Origin of the sequence: Streptomyces sp. TP-A0356, from assembly GCF_001417775.1 — a bacterium.
In the GTDB taxonomy this organism is placed as follows: Bacteria; Actinomycetota; Actinomycetes; order Streptomycetales; family Streptomycetaceae; genus Streptomyces.
In genome coordinates this window covers 1-17,638 of the sequence record NZ_BBZJ01000026.1, presented here as the reverse complement: position 1 = coordinate 17,638, position 17,638 = coordinate 1, and the positions used below count along the sequence as shown (strand labels likewise).

The following is a 17,638-nucleotide window of genomic DNA, read 5'->3' as shown; positions in this document are numbered from 1 at the left end:
GCGAAACCGCATCCTTCACGCCCCACCGTACCGCCTTGCGCCGCGGCCGTGCGGGGAGCGCTGTTGTGTTCACTCAGGGCTGCAAACATCAAGTCCCCCCGTTCTGTTCCGTATCCTGTGCCCGCTCATTCCCGGTCTGTTCGCCCGCGAGCTCCTGAACGAGCAGCGCGAGTACGCTCCGTACACTCTCCATACGGATTTCCGCACGGTCGCCGTTCAACCGCAGCGAGGCCACTTTCCCGCCACCCAGTTCGTCGGAAACCCCTTCGAATGGCCCGTCCACGGCCACGAAGACCGTGCCGATCGGCTTCCCGTCCTGCGGCTCGGGGCCGGCCACACCGGTCGTCGCCAGCCCCCAGTCCGCGCCGAGCGCCTTGCGCACTCCGGCCGCCATCTGGGCCGCGACCTGCGGATCCACCGCCCCGCGTGCCTCCAACAGAGTGCCGTCGACGCCCAGCAGGTCCCGCTTCACATCGGTGGCGTACGCGGTCACCGAGCCTCGGAAGGCCTGGGAGGCGCCGGGCGCCGCCGTGATCTCCGCGGCCACCAGACCACCGGTCAGCGACTCGGCGACGGCGAGCGTCTCCCCCCTCGCTGTGAGTAGTCGCAGCACTTCGGTGGCCAGGGGGTTCACCGCTCCGCCTCCTCCGCCGCGGCCCGGCGCTCGGCGATGCCTCGCCTGCGCAGCACAATGGCCTGTCTCACATAGTCGAGCCCGGTGACGACGGTCAGCACGATCGCCGCCGCCATCACCCAGAACCTCAGGGTGGCCAGCCACCCCGTGAGCGCCAGGACGTACATTCCGACGGCGACGCCCTGTGTGAGCGTCTTCAGCTTGCCGCCGCGGCTCGCCGGGATCACTCCGTAGCGGATGACCAGGAAGCGCAGCAGGGTGATACCGAGCTCACGGCCGAGGATCACTCCCGTGACCCACCACGGCAGATCGCCGAGCGAGGACAGACAGATCAGCGCCGCCCCCATGATCGCCTTGTCGGCGATGGGGTCGGCGATCTTCCCGAAGTCGGTGACGAGGTTGTACGTGCGCGCCAGATGGCCGTCGAACAGGTCGGTGATCATGGCGATGGCGAAGGCCGCCCAGGCGACCGAGCGCCACGCGGGGTCATAGCCACCGCCCGCCAGCATCAGCGCCACGAAGCCCGGTACGAGGACCAGGCGGAGCATCGTGAGGAGGTTGGCGACGTTCCAGACGCTGGCCTGGTTGACCGCGGCCGCCGTCAGCTTGCCGCCCCGCCCCGGCCGGGCGCCCTCCTGTGCACCGGAGGCACCGGACGCCTCCGGTCCCTTGACCGACTCGGCGGCCTCGACCCCGGACGTCCCCTTGGCCGCCCTGGCGCCGGACCTGCCCGCGCCACCGGCGGCGCCCGGCGTGGACGCCGCTCCCCGCGCGCCCGAGGAGCCGCCCGCCGCGGATGCCGGGATTCCCGTCATCTGCCCGCCTCCTCAGGACACCCGAGCGAACCCTCGAGCGGCTCGGCCACGAGGTCGACACCCTCCGTACCGACCACCTTCGCCTCGACGATACGGCCCACGCGGACACCTGTGCCCCTGGTGAACAGCACCTGGCCGTCCGTCTCGGGCGCCTGGTGCGCGGCGCGGCCGTACGCGCCCTCCTCCTCGTCCACCGACTCCACGAGCACGTGCACGGTCTCACCGACGCGCTCCTCGGCGCGCTGCGACACCAGTTCCTCGGCCAGCCGCGAGACACGGGCCAGGCGCTCGGCGACGACGTCCTCGTCGAGCTTGTTGTCGTACGTCGCCGCCTCCGTGCCCTCCTCGTCGGAGTACCCGAAGACACCGATCGCATCAAGCCGCGCACCGTTCAGGAAGCGCTCGAGCTCGGCCAGGTCGGCCTCGGTCTCGCCGGGGAAGCCCACGATGAAGTTGGAGCGCACGCCGGCCTGCGGCGCCTTGCCGCGGATGGTGTCGAGCAGCTCCAGGAAGCGGTCTGTGTCGCCGAAGCGCCGCATCGCGCGCAGCACGCCGGGCGCGGAGTGCTGGAAGGACAGGTCGAAGTAGGGCGCGACCTTCGGCACGGAGGTCAGCACGTCGATGAGCCCAGGGCGCATCTCGGCGGGCTGGAGGTAGCTGACCCGGACGCGCTCGATGCCGTCCACCTCGGCGAGATCGGGCAGCAGGGACTCCAGCAGACGGATGTCACCCAGGTCCTTGCCGTAGGAGGTGTTGTTCTCGGAGACCAGCATGATCTCCTTGACGCCCTGCTCGGCCAGCCAGCGCGTCTCGTTCAGCACGTCGCTGGGGCGGCGCGAGATGAAGGAGCCGCGGAAGGACGGGATGGCGCAGAAGGAGCAGCGCCGGTCGCAGCCGGAGGCGAGCTTCACCGAGGCGACGGGCGAGCCGTCGAGCCGCCGGCGCAGGGGCGCACGAGGGCCGGAAGCCGGAGCAACGCCTTCCGGAAGGTCGGCCGGAGCGTGCCCCGGCAGGGCGACGTCCGCGGCGGACTCCTGCCGCTCGGCCGGGCTGATCGGCAGCAGCTTGCGCCGGTCGCGCGGCGTGTGAGAGGCGTGGATGCCGCCGGACAGGATGGTCTGGAGGCGGTCGGAGATGTCCGAGTAGTCGTCGAAGCCGAGCACGCCGTCGGCCTCCGGGAGGGCCTCGGCGAGTTCCTTGCCGTACCGCTCGGCCATGCAGCCCACCGCCACGACGGCCTGCGTTCTGCTGTGGCCCTTGAGGTCGTTGGCCTCCAGCAGGGCGTCCACGGAGTCCTTCTTCGCGGCCTCGACGAAGCCGCACGTGTTCACGACGGCGACGTCCGCGTCCGCGGCGTCCTCCACGAGCTGCCAGCCGTCCGCCTCCAAACGGCCTGCGAGCTCCTCCGAGTCCACCTCGTTACGGGCGCAGCCAAGGGTGACGAGTGCGACGGTACGGCGTTCAGGCATGGGCTCAAGACTACTTCGTCCCGCTGACAGCCCATGTCGACGGGGTTGGCCGATCTTGGCCAACCCCGTGTGTCCTCACCTCTTGAGCGCCGCTGGACCGCCTCGCGGGCGGTCGCGGGCGTCCGTCACCCCGTGACGGGGTCGCCCTTCGTATAGGTCAGGCGCTCGACCTGGCCGGACTGGAAGGCGTCCTGGATCTTCTTGCCGTTCACGTACAGCTGGATGGCGCCCGCGTCGCCGAGGACGAGGTCGATCTTCTCCTTGTCCTGGAAGGTCTGTGAGTCGCCCTTCTTGAGCAGCCCGTCGAACAGGGTCCGTCCGTTGTGGTCCTTGGCGGAGATCCAGCTGCGGCCGTTGACGGCGCTCACCTGGACGGTCACCTTGTCCCTGGGTGCGGCCGCGATGGCGCTGTCGGACGGCTCGGGCTTCTGGTCGGCGGCCGGCTTGCTGCTCTTGGGCGTGGCTTTGGCGGACTTGCTGGTGGAGGGGGTGGAGCCCTTGGCGACCTGCGTCTTCGCGGTGTCCGAGCCGGCGGTCCCCTTGATCGCGGTGAACCCGACGAAGCCGATCACCACGACGATCGCGGCAACCATGGCCGCGGTCCAGTTCGGCCCGCGCCGCTCGGGGCGGATACGTTCCGCCTCGAAGAGCGGGGTCACGGGGGTCGGGGCGGGTCGTGCGCCGTGTTCGGCGGCGTACTGCTCGAGCAGCGGGTCCGGGTCGATGTGCACCGCCCGGGCGAGCGTGCGAATGTGACCGCGGGCGTAGACGTCGCCGCCGCACGGGGTGAAGTTGTCCTGTTCGATCGCGTGCACGATGGCGATGCGGACCCGGGTGGCGTTGCTGACGTCGTCGACAGTCAGCCCGGCCGCGATGCGCGCCTGTTGCAGGGCTCGGCCGATCGAGGGGCGATCCGACGCAGCGGCGTCGTCACGGTCGTCTTCGAACGGACGCTCGTCCTCAGGGGAGTTGCCGTCAGGGGAGTTGCCGATGGACACGGGGGCGCCTTTCGAGCGTGTAGCCACCTGTGCTGGAAGTTCAGTCTAGGGGGGTTACGAAAGGGTGGGGCAACCCGGCGGTATGACTTTGTACGCCATCAGAATGGCCGGTCATCCTGATGTGGGGACATCTGCCTGTCCTTTCCCTCAAGTTGACGAACGCCGACGGGAAACGGTTGCTCACGGATCACTCACGAGTGGGTCACGGTCGTGTCGCCGAGCGCGCCGCCGGGTGCCGACGACGCCGCTCGGGACACCCACTCGAACGGCGAACCGGGACCGCCCGCGTCCCTACGGTTGAGACTCCCCACGGATCAGGGCAAGCACGCCGTCCAGGTCGTCGGGTTTCACAAGAACGTCACGTGCCTTGGACCCCTCGCTGGGGCCGACGATGTTCCGCGACTCCATGAGGTCCATCAGCCGTCCGGCCTTGGCGAAGCCGACGCGCAGCTTCCGTTGGAGCATCGAGGTGGATCCGAACTGCGTGGAGACGACCAGTTCGGCCGCCTGGCACAGCAGGTCGAGGTCGTCGCCGATGTCCTCGTCGATCTCCTTCTTCTGCTTGGTGCCGACCGTGACGTCGTCGCGGAAGACGGGCGCCATCTGGCCCTTGCAGTGCCGGACGACCGCCGCGACCTCCTCCTCGGTCACGAACGCGCCCTGCATGCGCACCGGTTTGTTCGCGCCCATCGGCAGGAAGAGCCCGTCGCCCTTGCCGATCAGCTTCTCGGCGCCGGGCTGGTCCAGGATGACGCGCGAGTCGGCGAGGGAGGAGGTGGCGAAGGCGAGCCGGGAGGGCACGTTCGCCTTGATCAGACCGGTGACCACGTCCACGGACGGCCGCTGGGTGGCGAGCACCAGATGGATGCCGGCCGCGCGCGCGAGCTGGGTGATGCGCACGATCGCGTCCTCGACGTCGCGCGGCGCGACCATCATCAGGTCGGCGAGCTCGTCGACGATCACCAGCAGGTACGGGTAGGGCTGCAGTTCACGCTCGCTGCCCTCGGGGGCCTTGACCTTGCCGTTCCTGATGGCCTCGTTGAAGTCGTCGATGTGCCGGAACCCGTACGCCGCCAGGTCGTCGTAGCGCAGGTCCATCTCCCGTACGACCCACTGGAGCGCCTCGGCGGCCCGCTTCGGGTTGGTGATGATCGGCGTGATCAGGTGCGGGATGCCCTCGTACGCGGTCAGCTCGACGCGCTTGGGGTCGACGAGGACCATGCGCACCTCCTCGGGGGTGGCGCGCATCATGATCGAGGTGATCAGGCAGTTGATGCAGGACGACTTGCCGGAGCCGGTCGCACCGGCGACGAGCACATGGGGCATCTTGGCGATGTTCGCCATGACATAGCCGCCCTCGACGTCCTTGCCGAGCGCGACCAGCATCGGGTGGTCGTCCTCGGCGGCCTCCGCCAGGCGGAGCACGTCCCCCAGGTTGACCATCTCGCGGTCGGTGTTCGGGATCTCGATGCCCACGGCGGACTTGCCGGGGATCGGGCTGATGATCCGTACGTCGGGGCTGGCTACGGCGTACGCGATGTTCTTGGTGAGGGCGGTGATCCGCTCGACCTTCACGGCGGGGCCCAGCTCGACCTCGTACCGGGTCACCGTCGGGCCGCGTGTGAAGCCGGTGACGGCGGCGTCGACCTTGAACTCGGTGAAGACGTTCGTGAGCGAGGCGACGACGGCGTCGTTGGCGGCGCTGCGCGCCTTGCCGGGTCCGCCGCGCTCCAGGAGGTCCAGGGCCGGCAGGGCGTAGGTGATGTCTCCCGAGAGCTGGAGCTGCTCGGCGCGCGGCGGCAGGTCGCGGGGCTCCGCCGGAGCCGCCTTGGTCAGGTCGGGCACCGCCGACCCGGCCGGGAGCTTCTCCGGCTGGGGGCGCGCGGCCGGAACGGGTGTCGGGGTCGCCTCCACGCGGTCGCCCACGCTCACCCCCTGGGTGAGGTCCGCGACGACCGGGGAGGGCGGCATGCCATGCAGAACGGCGCCGTCGAGGGCGGCAGCGGCGGCCGCCGCGACGTCCACGGCGTCCATCTGACGGCCCATGGCGGGCTGCTGCGCGGCCGGGCGGCGCGACCGGCCCCGGCGCTGGGAGATCGCTTCCTGCTCGGCTCCGGCCGGGTCGTATTCCCCGGGAGCGGAGGCGCGCCGCCGGGAGCGGGGCAGCGCCTCGCGCCACTGCTCGTCGTAGCGCTCGTCGTCCTCGGTGTGGCCCTCGTCCGCGGGGTCGTGCAGGATCCCGAGCTTGAGGCCCAGCAGGCGCAGCCGCTGCGGGATGGCGGTGACGGGCGTGGCGGTGACCACCAGCAGGCCGAAGAAGGTCAGCAGCGCGAGCAGCGGTACGGCCAGGACGTCACCCATGGTGAACGTCAGCGGGGTGGCCGATGCCCAGCCGATGAGCCCGCCGGCGTCCCTTATCGCCTGCATGCCGTCGCTGCGCGCGGGGGCACCGCAGGCGATGTGCACCTGGCCGAGCACACCGGTGACCAGCGCGGACAGGCCGATGACGATACGGCCGTTGGCCTCCGGCCGCTCCGGGTGCAGGATCAGGCGCACCGCGATCGCGCCGAGCAGGAGCGGCACGAGCAGGTCCAGGCGGCCGAAGGCACCGGTCACCAGCATCTGGACGAGACCACCGACGGGGCCACGAAGATTCGCCCAGGTGCCGGCGGCGACGATCAGCGAGAGCGCGAGCAGCAGGAGGGCGAGACCGTCCTTGCGGTGCGCCGGGTCGAGCCCCTTGGCGCCCCGCCCTATGCCGCGGAGCATGGCTCCGACGGCGTGCGCGAGGCCGAGCCAGAGGGCGCTTACGAGTCTGAACACACCCGCCGTCGGATTGGGCGCCGGCGCCGGGGCAGCCTTCTTCGCCGGTGCCTTCCGGGCGGGCGCCTTCTTCGCGGGGGCCTTCTTCGCCGGAGCCTTCCTGGGAGCGGCCGCCTTCTTCGCGGGCGACTTCTTGGCTGCGGGACGTGGGGCCATGAGTGTGAGGTTACCGGTGGAGACGACAGGGGACACGCGTGCCCACTGCTTCACCCGTTCGTGTCGCCCCAAGAGAGGCACGAAACTGACGCGAGGTCAAGCACGGCGCACCGCCCGGCGAGGGGCAGACGTGGGGACGACCGGCGGAACGGACCCTGAGCGCGCGCTGCCCGCCCCGCTGAACGAACCCTCAGCTCTGGGACGGTACGGGCGGTGTGCCGCTGCCCGTGCCCGGCTCCAGGGCGTCCAGCGCCCTGCGCAACCCGGTGAGTTTGCGTTCGAGATGGGCGGCCGTCGCCACCGCGGCCGCGTCCGCCGAGTCGTCGTCGAGCTGCTTGGACAGCGCCTCCGCCTGCTCCTCCACGGCTGCCAGCCGCGCGGAGAGCTCGGCGAGCAGTCCGGCCGGCTCCTTGCTCTCGCCGGTCGCCGACTTGCCCCCGCCCTCCAGCTGGAGCCGCAGCAGGGCCGCCTGCTCCCGGAGTTGGCAGTTCTTCATGTAGAGCTCGACGAACACCGAGACCTTCGCCCGGAGCACCCACGGGTCGAACGGCTTGGAGATGTAGTCGACCGCACCCGCCGCGTACCCCCGGAAGGTGTGGTGCGGGCCATGGTTGATGGCGGTCAGGAAGATGATCGGGATGTCGCGGGTCCGCTCCCGTCGCTTGATGTGCGCGGCGGTCTCGAAACCGTCCATGCCCGGCATCTGGACATCCAGCAGAATGACCGCGAAGTCGTCCGTCAACAGCGCCTTGAGCGCTTCCTCCCCGGACGATGCCCTGACCAGCGTCTGATCGAGCGCAGAGAGGATGGCCTCCAGCGCCAGCAGATTCTCCGGCCGGTCATCGACCAGGAGGATCTTGGCCTTCTGCACCATGGGCCGCCCTCCTCGCCCCGGCTTGGGGCCTCCCCTGTCCTCAGGACTCGGGGTGACGCCGCCCGGCGCCGCCCCAGGGGACGACTCCCTTGCGCCGCCCGTCCTTGTGCCGGTCATCGTAGCCGCACCCCGCCTGTCGCCACACCCTGTCACCGCGATGTCACTGTGCACGTAGCAGAAACGCAGCAGGAGACCAGAAGGTTCCCCGCACCCCGCACTTCTACACGGCTTCGGCCACACTCAGTCAGCAACTCCGTGTGAACGTTCGCCTCTCCCGTCACTCCTCGCGCATCCACTGCTGCATCACGGCCAGCAGATGATCGGGATCGACCGGCTTGGTCACATAGTCGGAGGCTCCCGACTCGATGGCCTTCTCCCGGTCGCCCTTCATCGCCTTCGCCGTCAGAGCGATGATCGGCAGCCCCGCGAACTGCGGCATCCGCCGGATCGCCGTGGTCGTGGCGTACCCGTCCATCTCGGGCATCATGATGTCCATCAGGACGACCGCGACGTCGTCGTGCTGTTCCAGGACCTCGATCCCCTCACGCCCGTTCTCGGCGTACAGCACCGACAGACCGTGCTGCTCCAGGACGCTGGTGAGTGCGAAGACGTTGCGGATGTCGTCGTCGACGATCAGGACCTTCTCGCTGTCGAAGCGCACGCCCTGCCGTGGCCGGGGCGCCTCCTGCCGGCCCTCGGCCCACTGCTCGTGCCCCGCGCCGCCGCCGCGCTGCACGCCCGCCGAGACCGCCCTGCGCCGGCGCCGGAACAGCGCGGCGGGCCCGTTCTGGGTGTCCTGGTACGACTTCACCTCGGCCGGTGTCTCGATGTCCGGCGCGGACAGCCCCGCCTCCGACGCCAGCAGCTCCTCGGCCTCCAGCGCGGGCGCGAGCTGCGCATAGCCCTGCGGCGGCAGTTCGCTCGGGTGCAGTGGCAGGTACAGCGTGAACGTGGAGCCACGCCCGGGCTCGCTCTGCGCGTGGATCTCGCCGCCGAGCAGCCGCGCGATCTCGCGGGAGATCGACAGCCCCAGACCGGTGCCGCCGTACTTCCGGCTCGTGGTGCCGTCGGCCTGCTTGAACGCCTCGAAGATCACCCGCATCTTGCTGGCCGCGATGCCGATGCCTGTGTCGGCGACGGAGAACGCGATGAGTTCCGCGTCGGGATCCCGCAGCGCACCGGCTTCCAGCAACTGCTCCCGGATGGCCATCGGAACGTCGCTGCCGGCGGGCCGGATGACCAGCTCGACGGCCCCGGTATCGGTGAACTTCACCGCGTTGGACAGCAGGTTGCGCAGCACCTGCAGGAGGCGCTGCTCGTCGGTGTGCAGCGTGGCGGGCAGCTCGGGCGAGACCCGTACGGAGAAGTCGAGGCCCTTCTCCGCGGTCAGCGGCCGGAAGGTGGCCTCCACGTAGTCGACGAGCTGGACGAGCGCGATGCGCGTCGGGGAGACGTCCATCTTGCCCGCCTCCACCTTCGACAGGTCGAGGATGTCGTTGATCAGCTGGAGCAGGTCGGAGCCGGCCCCGTGAATGGTCTCGGCGAACTCGACCTGCTTCGGCGAAAGGTTCCCCTCGGCGTTGTCGGCCAGCAACTTGGCCAGGATCAGCAGTGAGTTGAGCGGCGTGCGCAGCTCATGGGACATGTTGGCCAGGAACTCGCTCTTGTAGCGCATCGACACCGCGAGTTGCTCGGCACGCTCCTCCAGGACCTGCCGCGCCTCCTCGATCTCGGTGTTCTTGACCTCGATGTCGCGGTTCTGCTGGGCCAGCAGCTCGGCCTTCTCCTCCAGCTCGGCATTGGACGCCTGAAGGGCCTTCTGCCGCTGCTCCAACTCCTCGGACCGCAGCCTCAGTTGCTCGGTCAGCTCCTGCGACTGCTTCAGCAGCACCTCGGTCTTGGTGTTGACGGAGATGGTGTTGACGCTCGTCGCGATCATCTCGGCGATCTGGTTGAGGAAGTCCCGCTGGATCTGGGTGAAGGGCGTGAAGGACGCGAGCTCGATGACGCCGAGCACCTTCCCCTCGAAGAGCACCGGAAGGACGATCACCTGCGCGGGCGGCGCCTCCCCGAGCCCGGACGAGATCTTCAGATAGCCGCTCGGGGCGTTCTCCACCAGGATCGTGCGCTTCTCCTTGGCGGCCGTCCCGATGAGCGCCTCACCCGGCCGGAACGACGTCGGCATGGAGCCCATCGAGTAGCCGTACGACCCCAGCATGCGCAGCTCGTAGACCTCGTCCGAGTCGGCGCCCCGGTCCTTGCCGTCGACCAGCGGCATGGCCAGGAAGAAGGCGCCATGCTGCGCGGAGACCACCGGGGTCAGCTCGCTCATGATCAGCTTGGCCACGTCGTCCAGATCACGGCGTCCCTGCATCAGGGCGGAGATACGGGCCAGGTTGCCCTTGAGCCAGTCCTGCTCCTTGTTGGCGATCGTGGTGTCGCGCAGGTTGGCGATCATCTTGTTGATGTAGTCCTGAAGTTCCTGGATCTCGCCGGAGGCGTCCACGTCGATCTTCAGGTTGAGGTCGCCCCGGGTCACCGCGGTCGCCACGCGCGCGATGGCGCGCACCTGCCGGGTCAGGTTCCCGGCCATCTCGTTCACCGACTCCGTCAGGTCGCGCCAGGTGCCGTCCACGTCGCGGACGCGGGCCTGGCCGCCGAGCTGGCCCTCCGTGCCCACCTCGCGGGCGACCCTGGTGACCTCCTCGGCGAAGGACGAGAGCTGGTCGACCATCGTGTTGATCGTGGTCTTGAGTTCGAGGATCTCACCGCGCGCGTCGATGTCGATCTTCTTGGTCAGGTCGCCCTTGGCGATGGCCGTGGTCACCATGGCGATGTTGCGCACCTGCCCGGTGAGGTTGGACGCCATCTGGTTCACGGACTCGGTGAGGTCCTTCCACGTACCCGCCACACCCGGTACGTGCGCCTGACCTCCGAGGATGCCGTCCGTGCCCACCTCACGGGCCACCTTGGTGACCTGGTCGGCGAACGAACTCAGCGTCTTCACCATGGTGTTGAAGGTGTCGGCGAGCTGCGCGACCTCGCCGCGCGCCTCGATCGTCACCGTCCGCGTCAGGTCGCCGTTGGCGACGGCCGCCGCGACCTGTGAGATGTTGCGCACCTGCGTGGTCAGGTTGTTGGCCATCAGGTTGACGTTGTCGTTGAGGTCCTTCCAGATGCCCGTGACACCGGGCACGTGCGCCTGGCCGCCGAGGATGCCCTCGGTGCCCACCTCGCGGGCCACTCGCGTCACCTGCTCCGCGAAGGACGACAGCTGGTCGACCATCGTGTTGACGGTGGTGACCAGTTCGAGGATCTCGCCCTTGGCGTCGACGGTGATCTTCTTCGACAGGTCGCCCTTGGCGACCGCGGTCGTGACCTCGGCGATGTTGCGCACCTGGATGGTCAGGTTGTTCGCCATGAAGTTCACGGACTGCGTGAGGTCCTTCCAGGTGCCGGAGACACCCTGGACCTCGGCCTGGCCGCCGAGGATGCCCTCGGTGCCCACCTCACGGGCCACCCGCGTCACCTGCTCGGCGAAGTTGGACAGCTGGTCCACCATCGTGTTGATGGTGTTCTTCAGCTCCAGGATCTCGCCGCGCGCGTCCACGTCGATCTTCTGCGACAGATCACCGCGGGCCACCGCGGTCGCGACCTGCGCGATGTTGCGCACCTGGGTGGTGAGGTTGCCTGCCATGCCGTTCACGGAGTCGGTCAGGTCGCGCCACACGCCGGCCACACCCGGCACCTGCGCCTGACCGCCGAGGCGGCCCTCCGTGCCCACCTCACGGGCCACCCGCGTCACCTGCTCGGCGAAGGCGGAGAGCTGGTCCACCAGGTTGTTGATGGTGTTCTTCAGCTCCAGGATCTCGCCGCGCGCGTCCACGTCGATCTTCTGCGACAGATCACCGCGGGCCACCGCCGTGGTGACCTGGGCGATCTGCCGTACCTGCGACGTCAGGTTCCCGGCCATGAAGTTGACGGAGTCGGTGAGCTCCTTCCAGGTGCCGCTGACGCCCGGCACCACGGCCTGGCCACCCAGGCGGCCCTCCGTGCCCACGTCCCGGGCCATACGGGTCACCTGGTCGGCGAAGGCCGACAGCTGGTCCACCATCGTGTTCACGGTGTTCTTCAGCTGGAGCATCTCACCGGAGACATCCACGGTGACCTTCTGCGACAGGTCGCCGTTGGCCACCGCCGTCGTCACCTGGGCGATGTTGCGGACCTGGCCGGTGAGGTTGCGGAACGCGGTGTTCACCGAGTCCGTGAGGTCCTTCCAGGTGCCCGCCGCACCGGTCACCTGCGCCTGGCCGCCCAGCTCACCCTCGACGCCGATCTCCCGCGCCACCCGCGTGACCTCGGAGCCGAAGGCGGACAGCTGGTCCACCATCCCGTTGACGGTGTTCTTCAGCTCCAGCATCTCGCCGGCGACATCGACGGTGACCTTCTGCGACAGGTCACCGTTGGCCACCGCCGTCGTCACGGCGGCGATGTCCCGCACCTGAGTGGTCAGGTTCCGGAAGACCGTGTTCACCGAATCGGTGAGGTCCTTCCACGTTCCCGCCGCACCCGGCACGTTCGCCTGCCCGCCGAGCCGGCCCTCGGCGCCGACCTCGTTGGCGACCCGGGTGACCTCGTCCGCGAAGGTGCGCAGCGTCTCGGTCATCTGGTTGATCGTCTCGGCGAGCTGGGCGACCTCGCCGCGAGCCGACACCGTCACCTTCTGCGACAGGTCACCGTTGGCGACCGCGGTCGTCACCTGCGCGATCCCGCGCACCTGGGCGGTCAGATTGCCGGCCATCAGGTTCACCGAGTCGGTGAGGTCCTTCCACACGCCGGCCACCCCGGGCACCTGGGCCTGCCCGCCCAGTTCGCCCTCGGTGCCCACCTCACGGGCGACCCGGGTCACCTCCGAGGAGAACGAGGAGAGCTGGTCCACCATCGTGTTGACGGTTTCCTTGAGCTCCAGCATCTCGCCGGCCACATGAACCGTGACCTTCCGGGACAAGTCACCCTTGGCGACCGCGGTGGTCACCAGGGCGATGTCCCGCACCTGCGCGGTCAGCCGGTACGCCATGGTGTTGACGGAGTCCGTGAGATCCTTCCACGAACCGGACATACCGCGCACCCGGGCCTGCCCGCCCAGCTTGCCCTCGGTGCCCACCTCACTGGCCACGCGCGTGACCTCGTCGGTGAACGTCGACAGCTGGTCGACCAGATTGTTGACCGTACGCCCGACCTTGAGGAACTCCCCGCGCAGCGGATGCCCCGCCCCGTCCGTCGCCTGCGTCCGCAGATCCATGCGCTGCGACAGATCGCCCTCGGCCACCGCGGACAGCACCCGGCCGACCTCGGAGACGGGACGTACGAGATCGTCGACGAGCGCGTTGGAGGCGTCGATCGCGGCCCCCCAGGAGCCCTCGCAGGCCCCCGTCTCCAGCCGCTCTGTGAGCTTTCCCTCACGTCCCACCATGCGCCGCACCCGCGCCAGCTCACCGGTCAGATGCAGATTCCGGTCGGCCACCTCGTTGAAGACGGCGGCGATCTCGGACATCACTCCGTCGCCGGAGACCGTCAGCCGCTTCCGGAAGTTGCCGTCCCTCATCGACACCAGGGCGGCGAGCAGCCGGTTCAGGGCCGCCGTGTCCACCGCGGTGGTTCCCTTCCGCGCGCCGCGCTGGCTGCCCAGGGACTGTCCGCCTTTCGCGCGCGTCTTTGTGCCCCGCGTCGCTGCGCCAGACTCCACTGTGTCCCTCCCGCAGGGGTCGACCATCACTGCTGTGCTCAGGGTTACTGTTCGACGTACCGGTCACTGATGCGTAGTGCTGCCCGATATACCAGGCACACGGGCGTGCTCCTGCCCGGAGTGGCGGAAGACACTCGGCCTGTGCGGACCTTCACCACAAGCTTGCCCAGTGTTTCACCATGCCTGAACCAGGCCATAACAGTTCGGCAGCTTCGCACATGCTCCGCACACCCTCCGGACGGAAACACAGCCGACCGGCATCCGCATGGACGGCGAAGGTAAGTAACCTTGCATGCGGCTGTCCAGCCGCAGCGGTCCAACCGGCCTGGGCGGTGGCACGAGCACGAGCGGGCAGGCATCGGAGGGGCACCGCACCATGACCACCGGACTGCATCCCGGGGGACCACCCCAGGATCCCCGGCAGACGGGGAACCAGCCACTGCCTCGGCAGGAGCGGGTCGGCCCGGAAGCCCCGCACGTCGAGAACCGGACGAGGAGTTCTGTGATCACCGCGCGCGCGGCCGCCAGCTTCGAGCCCGTTGGACGATCGGTCGCCACCGCCCGGTCCTTCGTCCGTGACACGCTCCAGGGCTGGGGGTTCGCCGACATCGTCGACGACGCCGTGGTCCTCACCAGCGAGCTGGTCACCAACGCCGTCGTGCACGCGGGCACCTTCGCGGACGTCCTGTGCCTGCGCAGCGACGACGGCGTACGCATCGAGGTCGCCGACCGGTATCCGGAACGCGAGATCCCGCTGCAGACGACCGCCATCAACATGGGCAGCCCGGACCGCGAGGGCGGCCGTGGCCTCCAGCTCTGTGCCGCCCTGGCCGGCCGCTGGGGCGTCGAGTACACGCCCACGCACAAGCAGGTCTGGTTCCAGCTGGACCAGCCCGAGCGCCCGGTGGGCACCCGCGCGGCGGGCCCCTCCCTTCCCCCCGACCTCCTCCCGCTCGCCGACAGCCGGGTGCGCGTCGCGGTCGTCCAGATCGACCGCACCGGCTCCATCGCCGCCTGGAACGAGGACGCGGAGGAACTCTTCGGATACGCGGCCGACCAGGTCACCGGCAAACCGCTCACCGACATCGCGGCCTGGCCGCACACCCCGGGCACCGGCACGGGCGTCGCCGAGGCACTCCAGCTCTCGCGCTGGGAGGGCAGCTACGGCATCCGCGGCGCCGACGGCCGTGTGACCCCCGTCTACGCCTCCCATCTGCGCGTACGGGACACGGCCGGCGAACCGTCCACGGTCTGTCTGCTGGTGCGCGACCATGAACGCGCCGTCCTGCAGACCCCGTTGCGCGGCTCCGCCGCCGACACCACGATCGCGTCCGACGGACAGGCCCCGGACCCCTTCGAGGTCTTCATCGGCTCCCCGCCCCCGGACGACCTCGACGGCCTCCTGCAGCGCACCGTGGAGCGCGCCCGCGACATGCTCGACGCAGACGCGGCCTTCCTCCTCCTGGCCACCGACGACGAGACGGAGCTGGAGGTACGCGCCTCGACGGGCCTGCCCTCCGCCCGCCAGCGCTTCGCCCGCGTCCCGGTCGAGGCGGGCCCCGGCCGCTACGGCTCCGCCCGTATGCCGGCCGTCCACGACGATCTGGGGGCCGTACCGGGTGCGGTCCCGCTGCTCGCCGGCACGGGCATGCGCTCGGTCGTGACGGTCCCGCTGAAGGTGGAGGGCCGCCTCACCGGCTCCCTCGGAGTCGCGGCCGAGGCGCCCTCGCGCTACTCCAACGAGGAGGCGCTGCGCCTCCAGTTCGCGGCCGACCGCATCGCCCTCGCCGTGGAATCGGCCCGGCTGGGCGAGCTGGAGCGCCTGCGGCGCGGCTCGTTGAGCTTCCTCGTGGAGGCCTCCGACCTCCTCGCGGGCACCCTGGACCGTGACCAGACGCTGGCGCTCATGGCCCAGATGACGATCCCCACCCTGGCCACCTGGTGCGCGGTGTACACCATCGCCGACCAGGCCTCGGAGCCGTACCTCTCCTACGTCCTGCACGAGGACGAGGAGCGCATCGACGGCCTCAAGGCGCTTCTGTCGAAGATCTCCCCACCGGAGCCGATCCCGACGCCGGGCGCCCGGGTCTGGACCGCTCCCGCGGAGGCGGCCCACCGGGCGGCGCTGCGCACCTCGATGCGCAGCCTGGACCGGGGCGAGCCCCAGACGGTCAGCTCCGGTATCGGAACGACCCTGGCGACGGCGTCGGCGGTGGGCGGCGAAACCGTCGTCCTCCCGCTCGTGGCCCGCAACCGCGTCATCGGCATGCTGACGCTGGGCAAGCCGACGGACGAACACTTCCGGCAGGAAATCCTGGAACTGGCCGAGGACTTGAGCCGCCGGGCGGCCCTGGCGCTGGACAACGCCCGGCTGTACTCGGAGCGTACGGCCATCAGCCAGTCCCTCCAGCGCAGCCTGCTCCCGCCGGAGCTCCCGAACGTCGACGGCGTCGAGGTCGAGGTCATCTACCGCGCGGCCGGCGAGGGCAACGAGGTCGGCGGCGACTTCTACGACCTGTTCCCGATCCGGGACGGCGCGTACGGCTTCGCCATCGGCGATGTCTGCGGTACGGGTCCGGAGGCGGCGGCGGTGACGGGCCTGGCCCGCCATGCCCTCCGCCTGCTGGCCCGTGAGGGCTTCGGCGGTCCGGCGGTACTGGAGCGCCTGAACTCCGCGATCCTCGACGAGGGCGCCCGCAGCCGCTTCCTGACACTGCTCTACGGCGAGTTGTGGCCCCAGGAGGACGGCAGCGCGGTGTTGAAGGTGGTCTGCGCGGGCCACCCGCTGCCGCTCCGTCTGCGCCAGGACGGCACGGTGGAACCGGCCGCCGAACCGCAGCCGCTCCTCGGCGTCATGGACGATCTGGAGCTGTACGAGCAGACGGTGACCCTGGACGCGGGCGACGTCCTGCTGTGCGTCACGGACGGCGTCACCGAACGCCGTGAGGGCACGCGCATGTTGGGCGACGACGGTCTCGCGGACGTCCTGACGACCTGCACGGGTCTCACGGCGGGCGCGGTGGCGGCCCGCATCATGCGGGCCGTCGAGCGCTTCGCGTCCGACGCGCCTTCGGACGACATGGCGATTCTCGCGATGCGGGTGCCGGGCCTTCCCAAGGACTGAGGGAAGGGCGGGCCCCCGGCCCAAGTCGGGACATGCGGAAGGCCCCGCCCTGATGGGCGAGGCCTTCCGCGTCGAGCCCCCAAACGGAATCGAACCGTTGACCTTCTCCTTACCATGGAGACGCTCTGCCGACTGAGCTATAGGGGCCGGTTGCGGTGTCGAGGTCTCCCTCGCGGCAACGGAGTAGATCATACCTCGAACAGTCCTGTGCTCCCAACCACGAGCCCGGACTCAGAAGGCGGGCTGCAGCAATCCGCCCAGCGCGTTGCACGCGGAGACGATCCGGTTCATCTCACGCCTCGTCAGCGACGCGTCCACCGGCAGCGCGAGCGTTTCGTCGGCGGCCCGCTCGGTCTCGGGCAGATACACATCGCGACGAAATCCCGGAATGCGGTGCACAGGCGTCTTCACCGGCACCCGGCACTCAATTCGCCTGGCCTTCACGGCCCGTGCGAAGGCGTCCCGGTCGGGCCGCCCGTTGCCCGGCACCCGCACGACGTACTGCTGGTAGGTGTGACCGCCGCTGCTCTCGGGCGTCCGCACGCCGCGCAGCCGCCGGTCGAGGTACGCGGCCCGCTCCCGACGCTGCGCCACCTCGGCGTACGGCGTCTCGGACTCCCCCTGCTCCAGCACCAGGAGCCCGTGCCGCTGGCCGACGTCGTGCAGCGCCGCGACGTCCGCCGGCCGCCCGAAGCGGTGGACGACGACGACCGCGGCCGTCTGCGGGGTCACCACTGCTTCGACGGCGGAGGGGTCGAGGCAGTACGTCGCCGGGTCTATGTCGGCGAAGACCGGCGTCGCGCCCGTCAGGGTCACGGCCTCGGCAACCTCGATGTTCCCGAAGGCGGGCACGATGACCTCGTCACCGGTGCCGACGCCCGCGGCCCTGAGCATTCCAGCAGTACCCATGGCCGGGATGCTGCTCCGGCAATGTGAACGCAAAGTGTCGCGCAACACAAAAGAGCTGGTCCCCGAACCGAAGTTCGGGGACCAGCTCTG

The 17,638-nt window shown here is 69.8% G+C and carries 9 protein-coding genes and 1 tRNA gene; 1 reads left to right on the top strand and 9 read right to left on the bottom strand.

Features of this window, described 5'->3' with window-relative positions; all coding sequences use genetic code 11:
• Positions 1-88: 88 nt before the first annotated feature.
• The 7 genes from ASC56_RS27660 to ASC56_RS27630 form a co-directional block, all read right to left on the bottom strand.
• Entirely contained in the window at positions 89-634 is a 546-nt protein-coding gene (locus ASC56_RS27660; RefSeq protein WP_055494291.1) for a CinA family protein, read from the bottom strand.
• Positions 631-1,449, bottom strand: a complete 819-nt coding sequence (gene pgsA / locus ASC56_RS27655; RefSeq protein ID WP_055494290.1) for a CDP-diacylglycerol--glycerol-3-phosphate 3-phosphatidyltransferase — start codon at positions 1,447-1,449, stop codon at positions 631-633. The genes ASC56_RS27660 and pgsA overlap by 4 nt, the downstream gene beginning before the upstream one ends.
• Entirely contained in the window at positions 1,446-2,918 is a 1,473-nt protein-coding gene (rimO, locus tag ASC56_RS27650; protein WP_055494289.1) for a 30S ribosomal protein S12 methylthiotransferase RimO, read from the bottom strand. Before rimO ends, pgsA begins: the two co-directional genes overlap by 4 nt.
• 125 nt (positions 2,919-3,043) lie before the next feature.
• The gene (locus tag ASC56_RS27645) at positions 3,044-3,916 is read right to left on the bottom strand and encodes a helix-turn-helix domain-containing protein (protein WP_055494288.1); all 873 of its coding nucleotides are present in this window, start codon (positions 3,914-3,916) and stop codon (positions 3,044-3,046) included.
• 291 nt (positions 3,917-4,207) lie between these two features.
• Entirely contained in the window at positions 4,208-6,895 is a 2,688-nt protein-coding gene (locus tag ASC56_RS27640) for a DNA translocase FtsK (RefSeq protein WP_079102756.1), read from the bottom strand.
• Between the two features lie 190 nt (positions 6,896-7,085).
• Complete coding sequence (locus ASC56_RS27635; protein ID WP_055494286.1) at positions 7,086-7,769, bottom strand: two-component system response regulator; 684 nt, start codon at positions 7,767-7,769, stop codon at positions 7,086-7,088.
• A 277-nt stretch (positions 7,770-8,046) separates the two neighbouring features.
• Complete coding sequence (locus ASC56_RS27630; protein ID WP_107309361.1) at positions 8,047-13,515, bottom strand: HAMP domain-containing protein; 5,469 nt, start codon at positions 13,513-13,515, stop codon at positions 8,047-8,049.
• 376 nt (positions 13,516-13,891) lie between these two features.
• Between ASC56_RS27630 and ASC56_RS27625 the strand changes: the two genes are divergently transcribed.
• Positions 13,892-16,639, top strand: coding sequence for a SpoIIE family protein phosphatase (locus ASC56_RS27625; protein ID WP_055494421.1), 2,748 nt, complete (start codon positions 13,892-13,894; stop codon positions 16,637-16,639).
• A gap of 74 nt (positions 16,640-16,713) precedes the next feature.
• Here ASC56_RS27625 and ASC56_RS27620 read toward each other — a convergent pair.
• Both ASC56_RS27620 and ASC56_RS27615 read right to left on the bottom strand, forming a co-directional pair.
• A tRNA-Thr gene (locus tag ASC56_RS27620) sits at positions 16,714-16,786 on the bottom strand.
• 84 nt (positions 16,787-16,870) lie between these two features.
• Complete coding sequence (locus tag ASC56_RS27615; RefSeq protein ID WP_055494284.1) at positions 16,871-17,533, bottom strand: DegT/DnrJ/EryC1/StrS aminotransferase family protein; 663 nt, start codon at positions 17,531-17,533, stop codon at positions 16,871-16,873.
• Positions 17,534-17,638: the final 105 nt, after the last annotated feature.